The 13,611-nt window shown below is 41.9% G+C and carries 16 protein-coding genes; 1 reads left to right on the top strand and 15 read right to left on the bottom strand.

The features are described from left to right. Positions 1–3: 3 nt before the first annotated feature. From ASE42_RS05260 to ASE42_RS05215, 11 genes are read right to left on the bottom strand one after another with little or no spacing between them, the layout of a single operon-like run. Positions 4–1,146 carry a hypothetical protein gene (locus ASE42_RS05260; RefSeq protein ID WP_056765952.1) on the bottom strand — a complete coding sequence of 381 codons (1,143 nt, stop codon included), beginning with the start codon at positions 1,144–1,146 and terminating at the stop codon, positions 4–6. A gap of 13 nt (positions 1,147–1,159) precedes the next feature. Then, complete coding sequence (locus ASE42_RS05255) at positions 1,160–1,543, bottom strand: phage tail protein (protein WP_024423249.1); 384 nt, start codon at positions 1,541–1,543, stop codon at positions 1,160–1,162. An 11-nt stretch (positions 1,544–1,554) separates the two neighbouring features. Then, on the bottom strand, positions 1,555–2,478 hold the full coding sequence (locus ASE42_RS05250; RefSeq protein ID WP_056765950.1) for a YmfQ family protein: 924 nt from the start codon (positions 2,476–2,478) through the stop codon (positions 1,555–1,557). Next, complete coding sequence (locus ASE42_RS05245) at positions 2,462–3,511, bottom strand: baseplate J/gp47 family protein (protein ID WP_024425895.1); 1,050 nt, start codon at positions 3,509–3,511, stop codon at positions 2,462–2,464. The genes ASE42_RS05250 and ASE42_RS05245 overlap by 17 nt, the downstream gene beginning before the upstream one ends. Beyond that, positions 3,504–3,926 carry a DUF2634 domain-containing protein gene (locus tag ASE42_RS05240; RefSeq protein WP_024423252.1) on the bottom strand — a complete coding sequence of 141 codons (423 nt, stop codon included), beginning with the start codon at positions 3,924–3,926 and terminating at the stop codon, positions 3,504–3,506. Before ASE42_RS05240 ends, ASE42_RS05245 begins: the two co-directional genes overlap by 8 nt. Positions 3,927–3,940: 14 nt before the next feature. Beyond that, entirely contained in the window at positions 3,941–4,207 is a 267-nt protein-coding gene (locus ASE42_RS05235; RefSeq protein ID WP_024423253.1) for a DUF2577 family protein, read from the bottom strand. Next, a complete protein-coding gene (locus ASE42_RS05230) occupies positions 4,204–5,214 on the bottom strand; it encodes a hypothetical protein (RefSeq protein WP_025094223.1) in 1,011 nt (336 codons plus the stop codon). The genes ASE42_RS05235 and ASE42_RS05230 overlap by 4 nt, the downstream gene beginning before the upstream one ends. Positions 5,215–5,226: 12 nt before the next feature. After that, positions 5,227–5,895, bottom strand: coding sequence for a LysM peptidoglycan-binding domain-containing protein (locus ASE42_RS05225; RefSeq protein WP_024425897.1), 669 nt, complete (start codon positions 5,893–5,895; stop codon positions 5,227–5,229). After that, positions 5,888–10,015: a transglycosylase SLT domain-containing protein gene (locus ASE42_RS05220; RefSeq protein ID WP_056765947.1), complete on the bottom strand. Its 4,128-nt coding sequence runs from the start codon at positions 10,013–10,015 to the stop codon at positions 5,888–5,890. Before ASE42_RS05220 ends, ASE42_RS05225 begins: the two co-directional genes overlap by 8 nt. Next, positions 10,016–10,153 (bottom strand): hypothetical protein, encoded by a 138-nt coding sequence (locus ASE42_RS18910; RefSeq protein ID WP_095357030.1) that lies wholly within the window; start codon positions 10,151–10,153, stop codon positions 10,016–10,018. It lies immediately after the preceding gene. A gap of 41 nt (positions 10,154–10,194) precedes the next feature. Then, positions 10,195–10,635, bottom strand: coding sequence for a phage tail assembly chaperone (locus ASE42_RS05215; protein WP_012011040.1), 441 nt, complete (start codon positions 10,633–10,635; stop codon positions 10,195–10,197). A gap of 151 nt (positions 10,636–10,786) precedes the next feature. On the opposite strand from ASE42_RS05215, the gene ASE42_RS19470 reads away from it, so the two are divergent. Beyond that, positions 10,787–10,876, top strand: coding sequence for a putative holin-like toxin (locus ASE42_RS19470; protein ID WP_156403013.1), 90 nt, complete (start codon positions 10,787–10,789; stop codon positions 10,874–10,876). A 283-nt stretch (positions 10,877–11,159) separates the two neighbouring features. Here ASE42_RS19470 and ASE42_RS05210 read toward each other — a convergent pair whose 3' ends face one another. From ASE42_RS05210 to ASE42_RS05195, 4 genes are read right to left on the bottom strand one after another with little or no spacing between them, the layout of a single operon-like run. Next, entirely contained in the window at positions 11,160–11,603 is a 444-nt protein-coding gene (locus ASE42_RS05210) for a phage tail tube protein (protein WP_024423257.1), read from the bottom strand. A gap of 1 nt (position 11,604) precedes the next feature. Beyond that, a complete protein-coding gene (locus tag ASE42_RS05205; protein ID WP_056765944.1) occupies positions 11,605–12,951 on the bottom strand; it encodes a phage tail sheath family protein in 1,347 nt (448 codons plus the stop codon). A gap of 3 nt (positions 12,952–12,954) precedes the next feature. Then, positions 12,955–13,167 carry a hypothetical protein gene (locus ASE42_RS05200; protein WP_034282476.1) on the bottom strand — a complete coding sequence of 71 codons (213 nt, stop codon included), beginning with the start codon at positions 13,165–13,167 and terminating at the stop codon, positions 12,955–12,957. Beyond that, the gene (locus ASE42_RS05195; protein WP_039180991.1) at positions 13,154–13,609 is read right to left on the bottom strand and encodes a phage tail terminator family protein; all 456 of its coding nucleotides are present in this window, start codon (positions 13,607–13,609) and stop codon (positions 13,154–13,156) included. The genes ASE42_RS05200 and ASE42_RS05195 overlap by 14 nt, the downstream gene beginning before the upstream one ends. Positions 13,610–13,611: the final 2 nt, after the last annotated feature.

Here is a 13,611-nt window from a genome sequence, read left to right as displayed (position 1 = left end):
CTCCTATAATGTACTGAATTTGATTAAAAACGTAATGAATTCTGTAGGATTCGCAGAGTTAGAGGATAATTGTACACATACTCTTCCGTCGTTTGTAATAAATGTCCGATGATATTGAGGTATTCCAGATGTACCAAGACTAGAAGCAACCCCCACATAATAAACAGACTGTTTCGGGCGGTATCCCTCTGGAAGGACAAAAACAGGGACTTCACCTAAGGCACCATCTCTAACAGCACCGTTTATCTCCACTTCTCCCAAAGCATTTTTACCGAAACGTATAGGCAGCGCACTTGAACTATATTGTTTCCATCCATTTAACAGTCTAGGTGTGATCCATGTAATTTGTTGATCAGCTTCACTCAAATTACGTCTCCAACCTTGCCAGCCTAAATTTAGATCGAGATAATTCGTAAACATGTTGTTTTTGTTATCAATGGCAATAACCCATCCATAAGTTCCTTTATTATTACTATCAGACGAAGTGAAATGATAAAACCCTCTGGCAGATGACTCAGAGGGATTATCTTTTGCACCAGCCACAGAATAAAAGGTGCCGAATGTTTTACCAGTTTCAGATATTTTATCAAGAAGACTATCTGCTGCATCTACAGATACACGAACACCTCCTGTGTCATTAGTAATTTTAATTAATTGACTTCCATTCCATTTATTTAAATCGTTTATACTCGGAAGAGGTGTCCAAGTAATAGTCGTATGCCCATGATTGTAATAAAAGCTGTATGCCTTCCCTGCTATGTCTACTGCAAAGCCTGCCCCTATGTTATTTTGGCCTACTATTTGCATGCCTCTCAGTGATATATTTGACGATGATGGAGAATCTTCTACTCCAGAAGCTGCGTAAAATGTACATGTTCCTTTATCCTTAATTGCATCAAATATTTTTGAATCTGCTGAGACATTGATAAGCTGCATACCATTATCTGCAGTTATTTTATAGATTTGCGAGTCATTCCATTTTTTCTTTTCTTCTTCAGATGCATGTAAGTTCATATCTTGAGTGTGACTTGTAAGCTGTTCTAACAGTCCATTGTCGTTTTCAAGCAAGGTTTGGACCATTTCGTTGAATAAATCAGCATGAGCTTTGTCACTAGTTTCAAATGTTTTCGGTGAATTTATTTCCATTAAAATCCCTCCATTAATAAATATCATCAATCTCAAAAACAAATTCGATGTCGCCATCTTTTTGTTTGTCTGTCATGGTGCGGATGGCGGTGAATTTACCGTCTTCGTCGACAAGTGCTAGTTCGTTGATCACTTCTCCTGCCAGTTCTCCTTCCGCGATCGTGCAGGTGTAGCGGATTTTTGCTGGTTCCATGAAAGTAAACGAATCAATATTTTTTTGAACTAGTTCTTTTTTGAGTTTTTGTTCAGTGCCGTCTAGTGAGATCGGTTTTCCATCCTTCGTTCCCCCATTTCCAAAGGCCATTTTGACGACTTTTGTGAGTTTTGTTCCTTCAGCTCTTGCCTTTGCCATTTGTTGACGTGCATACAGTGTTGTTACAGTTAATTGATCAGCCATTGTGATCCTCCTTATAAATCTATTTTTTTAGAAGTTGCTGCTAGCATTTTTGATCCGTCCAGCGGAACAGATCCATCGAGAATCCAGTAATGATCCTTGATCAGTAAGCTTCCACCCTGCTCAGTTTGGACATGTACTGGCAGACGGAACGTCATCTTCTTCTTGGTTTGATGCTGGAGATGATTTTTTGTGCGTAAAGTCAATGCCGCTCCTTGCTTCGTTTCATGTACCGCTCCAGTCATGACATAGTTCATGCGATATGCTGTTTCTGACTGATGTTGAAGCGGCATTCTCATGTTTAATGAGTGCCGAAAACGAGCAGGCACATCCGTTGTCCCTCTCGTTCCGCTGAGATAAAACGTACCATTTAAGACAAATTCACCATTGAGTAAAATGGGGATATGATCGAAAAAACCCACTCTGCTGCGCAGTGTGAGCCTCCCGTGATGATCATTTTTTTCATGTACATCAGTATGATGAAAAGCCGTGAACATATAAGCCAAGTGTGCGGGTTTTAACGTTTCAAGTATTTCGACAATATATCTCGTGTTTTGCAAATCATCTAGGTTCACACGTAAAGCGAAGTGATAGCGATTGGTTGTGAGACGGATGACAGCACTTGGATTCTTGAGAAAGCGATTGACTGATTTCTCTAATGAAAGGTACGTGATTGGGGGAATATTTGACATCATATTGAGTAAGCGTGCCCTGCGCAGTTCAATTGAATCATCTGATTCCCGCTGCACCTTCAGCATTCTTTCCCATCTATTCAATCCCCATGTCGCTGTTAAAGGAAAGAACTGATCCGTTAAGTCAAAAATAGATTCGTCCAATCCCTCAAATTCCGGTGCCTCTGTCTTGAGCAGGTGATCAACTTCATAAATCTCTGTAAAATATGGCGGCAGGTAGTTTTTCATTTCATCCTGTTTGCTCAATAACCTTCACCTGCCTAAGACGCGGAATCTCAATGTCCTGTAATACTAAGTTTTTCGACTCCCCATTCAATAACACATCTGCATAATCTGACACACTTTCTGAATGGTACAGAATATCATTTAAGGCGGACATTCGAATGGTACTCTTTTCAAATGCGATTGATTTCAACAGTGTCTTGACCTTTTCTTCTATTTCTTTCTGAGCGCCTTCAAGGGTCCAGTCCATTTGAAGTTCGACAGCCACTTCTATGTCGATATCCAGCCATTTGGCGCTTTCAACGGTTGCTTTCGAGCCTATAGGCGCTTGTCCTTCTCCTTCACCTGGCACTGGGTCGATATATTCCTGTACTCTTTTGACAAGAAGGTCTGATGCAACATCTAGATTGCCATCTGTGATGACAATTTTGACTGTCCCTTCTCCGTTCCAAAGCGGGAACACTTTCGCTCTGCCAACACCGGGCACTTCCTCAGCCCATTTTTTATAATGCGCCCTGTTGGCACTGACAGCCTCCCGCCTCGCACGTATTAAATATCGATCATATAAAGAAGCGTCATCTTCCTCCTCTTGACCTGGTATCACCAGTTCTTTCATCTTAATCGATTCAAGTCCTGGAATTGTATCAAGTGACAGCAGCGGCTGATCTGTTAATTGAACATTGCCAGCTTTACCAGGTGTCTCGCATTCTAGCGTGCCATCCTTCGAATATTGGAAATAAACGTCTTCAATAAAAAAACGTGAGCCAGCTGGAATGTTGATATTTTCTGGCTGAATGGCCGCAGACCAAACCGCTTTAGTGGCTGGTTTTCTTTCGATCCCTACTTCAGCAGCCCGCCGATCTAGAAACTCTCCTTGTGCTGTGTCTGCAAAGACCAGCTCAAACACTTGGTCAAGCCAAATATAGGACTGGGCCAGTTCAGCGGCAGCAGGTGCCAAGGCATTCCAAATGACGCTGTTTTCTCTTTTATCTATATCATCTGGCAGTCTATCCAGCATTCTTTCCATTAATGCTTCGTACGTCTGTTCCTCAAACATCGCCCTCCATCACCTCCTCTATTTCTAATGTGCCCTCATCTGTAACAATCGCTAGTTTGACATGAAACGAGTCATTTTGTTTTGTGACCTCTAACTCTTCAATATGATCAATCCGTTCGTCAACGAGCAGTGCTTCCTCTAGCAGCCTTGGAATCTCCATTTCTTTGTATTCATCTGTAGCTTCTGTATCCGTCAACAGCTCCTGAATTTCAGTGCCAATGTCGTGGCTGTAGATAGGATGTGCATACCTCTCTGTCCTAAGTGTCATATAAATAAATTGCCGGATTGCCTCAATACCTGAAATGGTTTCGCCTGTCAGTCTGCCAGTTTCAAAATCTATTCGATACGTCGTTGAGGTTTCGACCTCTTCATCTTCTTCTATTTCCTCGATTTCTTCCTCTGGTGAAAGTGCCATGTTCATCACCTCCCTTACAATTTGTCGATGATGTAAAAGGACTGGCCTCCTGCCATTGCAAGCACCATAATACTGTCTCCCCTTTTCAGCTCATCATCCTCACCCTTATTTAAGCGCTTCGGCCAAATCAGTAATTCTTCTGGAATGATCAGCTTATGATTTTCATTTAATCGGATGCTCAGAGGGGAAACTGCCGTGACTTCTCCGATAACAAGATCAATTGGCGATTCTGCGTCTACTGCATTCACTGCTAATCGTTTAATCGCTTCACTTAATCTCACGCTTGATCACCCTTTGGCATGGAATTTTTCTCAACAACATCAATGGTCATGGTGTGTTTCACCCCACTGAATTCATGTTTGTCTTGATCGATCCAGTAAGTTTTTTTTACGTTGATTTCAGGAATTTTCAAATAGATCGGGAGACCGCTTTGCAGCTCAGGAATTCCTAGGGCTTGTATACTTTTGACTTCTTGTTTGACGCCTTTTTTCTCTGCCAGCCGTACTTTGGCTCTTTTTTGCAATTGCGGCTGGTTGATTTGCCCAGTGACTGTCTCAACATGCTGTAAAATACCGTATTTATTCTGACTGGCTTTATCCTGTTCAATCACCACAATCTCGGATTTACTGCCTTTTTTCTTATTCTTCCCCTGTTCATCAGCAGACGTACGCATTTTGACACGAGTGGCTGTTTCTTCAATCGAGGTGCTGTATTGATAGCTGATGAGATTGACGCCTGATTCAATGACCCAGACGTCCTCTGGATCAGGCCAGGCTCTCAGCCCCATCTTGCCTTTAGCAGAATAGATTTGATAGTTTCTTCCTGTTTGCCGCTTCGTTTCTTTCAATGCTTTCAATATCATGTCATACAAGCTTGTATCATTTTTAAACACTAGTGATTTTATGACATGTCCTGTATTGGAGATGGAGGTCATTGGAATTTGAAAGTCAGCTCCAATCCGCCTTAAGATTTGATCTGCTCTTTGATTTGAAAAAACATAGACATCTTGGTTTTTCACCAAATATTGAAGCATATCGTATGCGGTAAAGGTCAGCTTTCCTTCAACCGGCGTCCGGGAAAAAACGATACCCCTGAACAGCTCTTTCCCTTTCCATTTAAAAAGAACCGTGTCCCCTTCTGAGACACGGTAATATGTTTGACTGCCTTGCTTTGTGATAATATTTGCCTGAATTGAGCGAGGGGCTTGATACCTTTGCCCCTGAAGTGTCACACTCTCTGTGACAAGCTCATACATGGTGCCGCTTCTGATGGCAAAAAGCTCAATCAATGCCAGCCCCCCTTATTGTGGTATTTTTAATTTTTGTCCAGGAAAAATCCAATGCCCTGGCTGCTTAATATTGCGTTTACTTCGTTTAATCATCGCTGCTTTATTGGCATTCCAAATACGCCGCCATTTTGTACTGTCACCATAAAATCGGCCTGAAATGGCCCACAGCGTATCCCCTTTTTTGACGGTGTACATTTTTGGTGGTGTTTTTGAAGGCCGCTTCTTTTTCGTTTGTTTTGCTTTTTTCTTTCGTTTGATTTTCCTAGGCGATGCGGTTTTATATTCCTTTAACTCGATCGTAAATTCACGATCTCCAATATCATATGACCCTTCCTTGTGGGTAAAGCTTTCAATGCTGCACGTCATATTGATTTTTGTCCCAGTTACAATCAACCGAACAGATTTCTTTGAACGCATCATTCGTTCAATTTTCGCGATCGCATTCTCTGGTGATGGAATGCTTTTATATTCAGCAATCGGCGAATATTTCTTAGGAAATAATGAGGTGAATGATACTTGTTTCGCCGATGGTACGTCAATAAAGGTCAGTTCTCCAAAAGAGGCGACCTTTACCGTTTCATTTTGTACGTTATTTGTGATTTCGAGTTCGGATGGAAGGACAGGGAATCGCAACTTGTCCTTTCCTTGGGAAATCCACAATTGATACACTGATTTACCCATCAATTACGACCCCCTTCGTTCCTGTATGAATCTCTACTTCTAGTTCATCTACAAGCATTTGTTTAATTTTTTCGACTAGCGATTGCTGATCTTGTCCATTATGGAAATGCTGATCTCCATTGAACTGAATCGTAATCTGTTTATTACCTGACGAAGTTGTACTGCCAGTAGTCTGAGCTGAGGTGACTTGCTGCATCTGTGCTTCTGGTAAAGGAGCAGATGCATTTGATGGATCATATACTTGCATCCCAAGTGCCTTGGCTGCCTGCGTCAATAAATACCTTCCGCGAATGCCTCTTTCTTCAGGAATAATCCATTCGCGTTTATTTCCTTCACCGACTCTTGCAACCTGCTCTTGAGTAATCAATCCGCCATTTGCGTAGCCTTTATAAGGTCCGCCTCTTCTCATACTTCGTAATCCCGGCGTGTTGAAGACTGTTCCATATCTGCCCTTAATGTAGTTAATGGCTGCTACGGCATTATGAATTGGATTCCAAATGTCATTCATGCCCTTGCCTTTATTAGCATTAAACGTCGTTCCTATGGTTTGCATTAAGCCTTTAGAAGGTGTTCCCTTTTTGGCGTTGGAATCCCATAAGTTGATCGCTCTCGGATTTCCACGTGACTCATGCTGCGCGATGGTCATCAGACCTGGAAGCCAGCTCATTGATGTGCCAGTTGCCATGAGAGCTGCCATCAGCCATTGCTGAACACTAAGACCTGAAGCTCCCATACCGCTGAAGGCACCGATTAATGAACCGGCCTGATTTTCAGCAAATTTTTTCACATCAACTGAGTCGAGCCCTTTGACAACACCGATTGATGCAAATTTCCCAAGACTCATCATGACGCGTGAAGGGGAATGAATGTCTAATTCCTCTCTAAACGCCTGTTCTACTTTCTTCGCCATTTCTTTGGCCGCTTGCGTGACTTCGCTTCCTTTGGAACGCATGCCGCTGTTAAAGGCGTCAATCATTCCAGAACCCCAGCCTGGTGATTCTTGTTTTGCTTGCAGGAATGGTTGTTTGATGTTTTGATCTACGTATTGGCTCGTGCCAATTGATGTGGCATTTTGGCCTGCTGCAAAACCACTAACCGTTCCAGAACCCCAAGTGGGTGATGCTGTCATCACTTGTTGGTAGGGTGCTTTTACACGACTTTGTAAAAAGCTATCTGTTCCAGTTGGTGTCATCTGCTGACCGTTTGCAAAGGCAGAAACCGTTTGCTGACCATACTTTCCTGAGTCTGATGTCAATTGACCAAAAGGCTGCTGAATATTCTTTTGTTTCCATTGATCAAGAGAGATGACTTTACGATTTAATCCTTGTTCAAAATCGTTATTAAATTGCTCGCCAATGCTAGAGGCTTGAATGTTCGCATTCAATGAGACTGATCCGCCTCCGCTCATTGAACCTACAGAAAATGATGGAGTTGTAGGTGCTGGGGAGCTTGACACTGGATTTCCTGCCGCTCCGCTTGGTACAACAGACATTCCAAGTTGAGAAGCTGCCTGTGCCAGCAGCATTTTTCCGCGTCCTCGGTTATTTTGAGTTGGAATAACAAATTCGTTACCAGCTTCACCGACCCATGATAAGGTTGGCTGGGTGATATAACCGCCTGTGGCGTTATTATCAGCACCTCCAAAGACATGTTTCAATACAAAATCAACCCCACCGCCAGCCTTATCAAAAATCTTTTTGACCCAGCCAAACGCTTTAGAAAACCCATCACCAATAGCTTCTGCTACTTTTACAATTGGCTTTTGAATGTTTTCCTCAAACCATTTGGATAATCCATCCCATATATCTGTCACAACTTTATACGCTTCTTCAAACTTTTTACCGAAACTGTCTTTAATGGTTCCTACCGTATCTACAAGTGGATTCCACACATTTTCCATAAACCATGTCGATACAACTCCAAAGATTGATTGTATCTTTTTCCATGCATTTGATAATGCTGTCCAAATTCCTGTAGCGACTGTAACAACTGTGCTGCTTAGCGGCGTCCAGACGTTCTCGATAAACCAGCCTGCGACTGCGCTGAACGTTTCTTGAATCCATGTCCATGCATTGACTAGACTTGACCAAATGGTCGTGGCTACTGTAACGACTGTACCGCTTAACGGCGTCCAGACGTTCTCGATAAACCAGCCTGCGACTGTACTGAATGTTTCTTGGATCCATGTCCAGGCGTTGACTAGGCTTGACCAGATGGTCGTGGCTACCGTAACGACTGTACCGCTTAACGGTGTCCAGACGTTTTCGATAAACCAGCCTGCAACTGTACTGAATGTTTCTTGGATCCATGTCCAGGCATTGACTAGATTTGACCAGATGGATGATGCTACTGTGACAACCGTACTGCTTAATGGTGTCCAGACATTTTCTGTGAACCAAGTCGCAACTGTTGACCAAACTTCAACAATTTGGTCTTTGATTTCAATGGCTTTTTGGCCAATCTTTTCAAATCCGCCGCCATCAAACCATTTTCCGATCGTTTCACCGATAGATTCGCCGCCCATACTTCCAGCGATGCCGCCTACTAGACCACCGATGGCTGTACCTACTCCTGGCACTACGCTTCCAATAGCTGCACCTGCTGCTGCACCTGCCATCCCGCCGGCGATACCGCCTCCAGTTGTACCGATCTTTTCACCAGCATTCTCTTTTTTCATACCGATTAAATTTGTTGCACTAAGTAAACCACCTAGAATAGGTACTTTCTTTAATAATTTACCGCTCCCTTTACCGATATTTTTCATCGCATCCCCTAGTCCACTTAACCCCTTGCCACCTTTCATTAGACCCGTAAACCCGCCAACTGAAGCTGCGATACCCGCACCTTTCTTTAGTCCACTAGGGATTTTTCCAAATAATTTACCTGCATTTGTTTTCAGTTTCCCTAATTTACTTGGAGGCCTTCTATTCATTTCGGTTCTTGATGTGGCATTTGGATTTGTTGATCCTCTCGGTGAACGGCCATTTTTCGCTTTAGTAGATCCTCGGCTGCTTATACCTCTTGCACAACAAGGGCAACAACTACTGCGAAACAAACCTTTTCCACCTCGCGGCTTAGGCTGCGTTTTAGGAGCTGAATTAGATGGTGCCGTTGTTGGTGCCGTCGTTGGAACTGTTGTTGGTGCCGTCGTTGGTGCTGTTGTTGGCGCCGGAGTCGTACTGTTGTTTTCACTTGATTGATCACTTGTACCAAAGAGGCGATCTAATCCAGTCTTCACCCATTGATCTAGTTTTTCTTCAGGATTAAATTTAATCTTCTCTTTAATTCTTCCGATCACATCTTGTTTGTACTCTTCTATTTTATTTTCAACCCAAGGAAGTGCTTTTTCATCCCAAAACTTTCTAGGACTCAATTTTTCCTTCACTTTGTCTGCAACGTCACCTGCATATTTTTGAATTTCATTTAATCCTTTATTGGCAAAGTTCTGTAGCAAACTCTGTTTAGGTTCATCCGTTTTAGCTGACGGACTAGCAGCCTCAGGCTCTTTTTTTATGGTTTTTTCTTTCACAACAGACTCTGCCTGATCTCGTTTTTTCAATTTACTTTTTGCATTGTCTTGAACAGACACTCTGATTTCGTGTTTGGACATCGTCAAGCTTTTGAGTGTCTTTTTGATTCGTTGAATTGCAGCGGTGGCTTGGTCAACCATGTTTAATCTCATATAGTACGTTCTGTTGATGAGCTGAAGGATTGATTTTTTGATCGATGACATTTTCGCTGACAATTGATCGTTTAGTTTAAACGTCAGCATAATGGGACTTGTCCCCATTTGTTTCAAACGATCTATGTTGGATTTAATGACATCCAGCCCCTTCGCTTGAAAGGATATGACCAGATGATTTGCAATCATATTTAACTGATTGTTCAATGCTTTTAGATCCCGATAGATTCCCTGATCCAGTCTCATTGAAAATACTGAAACTTTCCGCAATGATAAAGTGAGGTTTCTTAATTTCTTTTCATCCATTTCCAGACTTATTTTCACTGGTTTTCTAAATGGTTTGAGCTGTTTCTCAAACGTTTGAAATCGTTTTTGAATGCGTAATAACTTCTTCGACACCCGGTCTTCTAATTCAAATCGTGCTGTAAGTTTCGCCAATTATTTACCTCCTTTCTTTGCTTCTTTTTCTAGCATGTCTAGCTTGTAGCTGATGAGTCCGAAAAGGAATGCTTTGAACGGTCTTGGTGATTCGTATAATTCCAGGAGTTCAGATGGGGAGTAGTGAAGCTCGTGCATTGCGTAATATAAAAACACTGCTTCTTTATCCCCATCTTTTATTAGTTTTTTGCTGCTTCTTCTAAATCTTCAATTTCATCTTCGAATCCGTTGATTTCGATCGCTTTGTTTAACCAGTTCGCATATTCACCGCCGACTGACAGGACCCGTTTTGCTACTTCAACTGGATCTTGTGTGCTGTAGGCTTCTCTTAATTCCTTTGAGCGGAAATCTGGATAAATCGTCGATTCAATCGCAATACGTGCGTAGAAGCGCTGGCTGTCTAAGTCTTTCACACGTCCTCTGCCTTTGACATTTTTGAAGGTTGTGTTTTCTTTTTCCAATTCATCAATACGTTCAGTTGTAATAGCTTTAAAGACAAAAGGAATGACATTTCCTTTTTTATCAACAAAACGCTTAGAAATCGGTACTTTGACTTCTTCCGCTTCTACTGTTTGTCCTGGCATAAAAAATGAAAGATCAAATGTTTGTTTTTCACTCATGTTTAAAAACTCCCTTTGTTATGTTTTTTTGAATGCAAAAAAGCACATCCATTTTTGAATGTGCTTTCCAATCTTTTCATGTATAATTTAAATTGTACAATTGAACGGCTTGCTCAAGGGCGTCTGACTCATCCCCGATAGGAAGGGGGTGATGCAAATGTCAACATTTGAAGCGATTTCCCTTATGCTTTTATTCGGGATGTTTATCTTTACTTTGTTGACGTATATAGACAAAAAATAGACTCCCCTTGAGCTGTGGAAGGTTAAAGGGAAGTCTACCTAAAGAACCTATTCGATAAGCCAGCCCCTTGAAGGGCCTCATTGTACATTGCCGGGATGTTAGAGCATCCTGGCTTCTTTTTATTTTATGCAAATTGCTTTGCAAGTAAACATATTTTAATGAATCGAATACAAGACGTTACAAGACGAAATGAAGACGGCATCAAGACGGTTGTATTACAACTGCATTATAGCATATTCAGCTGTTATTTAGCTAATTAATTAGCTAATTTCCTCCACTTTTCTTAGAATGTATTCTTCAGTTTTTCAGGCAGGTCAAAGTCCTCGAATGTGAAAGGAACTTCTTCTTCAAGTGCCTCTGAATCAACATCCAATCCAGCGATTTTAGCAGAATCAAAGTTGACATCAAATAATGTCACACGCTCAGTGCCACGGCCTGATGATTTATCGTCAATTACCGCTTGAAGAGTGAAATATGGATCTTCTCCTTTTTTCACATAATTGAGCATTAATTGAACGAAACGGGACGTAACTTTATAGAATGTTGCCGTTCCTGTTCCATTTGCTCCCGTTGTTTTATGGCCAGTCATTCGGCGGCCCATGACGTTGACTTCTGATTTGTTTTTCTCCACGTTTGCTTCGAAGGTTTTGATAAATGCAAGTTCCTCACCTTCTAAGAAAAGACGACCTTCTTTACCTGAAATTGTATTTTGCGCTTTAAAAGCCATCTTACTTCACCTCCACATTGAAATAGAATTTTTCTGCTGCATCTACTGGCTGAACCGCTAAATCGATGATAAATCCATCACGATCTTCATTGAGACCGATCACGATATCTGTTTCTGAATTAAAGCCTGTAATACCGCTGCCATCTTGAAGCTGTGTGAGATACTGGGTAATCAGTGTTTTCACAAGCTGCACACCATCATCTGATGCTGGAATGTCATTGCCATTGGCTTTACGTAATTTAATCAGATTTTTTAATTCGAATGTTAAATCATTGTTGATCGCATCAAGCACACGAATGATTTTGTTTTTCGCCATTTGCTGGTTCTTTTCAGCTGTGAAGCTTGTCAAGGAGTTAATATCTTTTTCAACACTCACCGTGCGATCTCGCGCATCAAAGGTGAAAAGGAACTCCCCTTGAGATAATCGGTATTCGACTTGATCATTGTCAAGGCGTTCTAATGTATCGACCGCTCCTTCGTATTCAACAAAGGTCAATGACTGATTGAAATTTGCTCCGGCACTTGCACCTGCGACCCATGCTGTTGTTTGAGCAGGTGTTAGTTCTGTTCCATCTTCGAGGACAACGCCGCTTGTCACATTGATGATTCCTTCTTGGTCCGCTGCATAATTCGCCACAACTCCTTGCACCTTACGTCCTTGCTTATCACGTAAACGTTCGATAAATGAAGCGAAGGTTGCTTTTAATTGCTCACTATTATCGACTGGAAGGGCAATGACATCAAAGTATTCTGTTTCTGCTGCTTCTAGGAAAGCTGTATAATCTGCGACACTTGCCACGCCATTTTTCCCGCCGCTTAGTGCCACACCAGCTGTGATGACAGCTTCACCTTCACCAGAAAATTGAACGTATTTGTTTTTCACAAGATCTTTCACATCAGTGACAACCTGTTTATCCACAATGTCTGTTCCAAGATAAGTGATCACATCGCGTTTTGTGCTATCAAGTACATTTTCGGCGACTTGTACTGTGATCTCATTTCCTTTTTGGCCGCCATAATTTGCTGTGACTACAAAATTTTCAGCAATTTCGGCTTTGGCCGGCTCTCCTTCATTGAGACGGTAAAGCAAGACCGTTTGCGCTTTTTTCTTTGCTTCACGGAAAAGAAGAAGTGACTTATCATCAATGTTGAGTCCAACCTTTTTATTTAAATCTTCCTTATTTGAAACGGAAATAAAGGTTTTTGGTTCTCCCCAGCTCATCACAAGGGGAAGTGCCACCGTACCTCGATCGCCTAAAGTAATTCGCTGCTCTGCTGTTGTTTTAAAATTAAAGTAAATGCCAGGACGCTTTTTCTCTGTACCTGGTGTAAAAGTGCCTCCGTTCATCCTTTAAACCTCCTTGGACAAAAAAGCATCAATGTGCTTTTTCGCTTCTGTTTTTGTAATTGGTTGATGTTTGATATAAAAAAGAGCCCCTTCAAGGATTTCTGGTTTGACCCCAAAAAGATCCTTACTGTGCTCCTTCAAGGCTTCAAATGAAAAGCCAAATTCTTTTTCTTCGCCGGCTGTTTGAGCGGGCTGTGCATGTTTAGTCTTGCTCACGTTTGATCACCCCATCTGAAAAGTTGATATCTTCAAGGCTTGCCTGTTTGTCACGGTTGTACCAATAGCTGCTATCCCATGTCAGGACAATCGCTGCTACGCCTTGATCTATCATTCTTGTTTCCACTCTTTTTATGCGGACATAATCATCAAGCACCTCTCCGTCTTCACTCATCATCTGAATGATTTGACGATCAGCAAGCAATGCATCAACGATTGTTTCTGCCGCATCATGTGCTTTTTCTGTATCAATATGAAAGACTTTCACTTGCAGCGAATAAGATTTCATAAAGGTAGAGACCGTATCTGGACCACTGATCACTGTCACAGGCGGCACATAAACGGATGGCACTTGAAAGCGTTCTGGCAAAAGACGATCATACATTGTCACAGGAAAGTGTGTGTAGATATAATGCATGATTGCCCCGACTTCTTGATTCATTC

The sequence above is a fragment of the Bacillus sp. Root920 genome, from assembly GCF_001429445.1.
Lineage (GTDB): Bacteria > Bacillota > Bacilli > Bacillales > Bacillaceae > Bacillus > Bacillus safensis.
This window is presented reverse-complemented; position numbering and strand designations above follow the sequence as displayed.

Excerpts from the sequence above, each read along its gene's own strand:
- ASE42_RS05260 (WP_056765952.1), bottom strand. The coding sequence starts at position 1,146 with ATGGAAATAAATTCACCGAAAACATTTGAAACTAGTGACAAAGCTCAT.
- ASE42_RS05255 (WP_024423249.1), bottom strand. The coding sequence starts at position 1,543 with ATGGCTGATCAATTAACTGTAACAACACTGTATGCACGTCAACAAATG.
- ASE42_RS05245 (WP_024425895.1), bottom strand. The coding sequence starts at position 3,511 with ATGTTTGAGGAACAGACGTACGAAGCATTAATGGAAAGAATGCTGGAT.
- ASE42_RS05240 (WP_024423252.1), bottom strand. The coding sequence starts at position 3,926 with ATGGCACTTTCACCAGAGGAAGAAATCGAGGAAATAGAAGAAGATGAA.
- ASE42_RS05225 (WP_024425897.1), bottom strand. The coding sequence starts at position 5,895 with ATGGGTAAATCAGTGTATCAATTGTGGATTTCCCAAGGAAAGGACAAG.
- ASE42_RS18910 (WP_095357030.1), bottom strand. The coding sequence starts at position 10,153 with ATGCACGAGCTTCACTACTCCCCATCTGAACTCCTGGAATTATACGAA.
- ASE42_RS05215 (WP_012011040.1), bottom strand. The coding sequence starts at position 10,635 with ATGAGTGAAAAACAAACATTTGATCTTTCATTTTTTATGCCAGGACAA.
- ASE42_RS19470 (WP_156403013.1), top strand. The coding sequence starts at position 10,787 with ATGCAAATGTCAACATTTGAAGCGATTTCCCTTATGCTTTTATTCGGG.
- ASE42_RS05210 (WP_024423257.1), bottom strand. The coding sequence starts at position 11,603 with ATGGCTTTTAAAGCGCAAAATACAATTTCAGGTAAAGAAGGTCGTCTT.
- ASE42_RS05205 (WP_056765944.1), bottom strand. The coding sequence starts at position 12,951 with ATGAACGGAGGCACTTTTACACCAGGTACAGAGAAAAAGCGTCCTGGC.
- ASE42_RS05195 (WP_039180991.1), bottom strand. The coding sequence starts at position 13,609 with ATGAATCAAGAAGTCGGGGCAATCATGCATTATATCTACACACACTTT.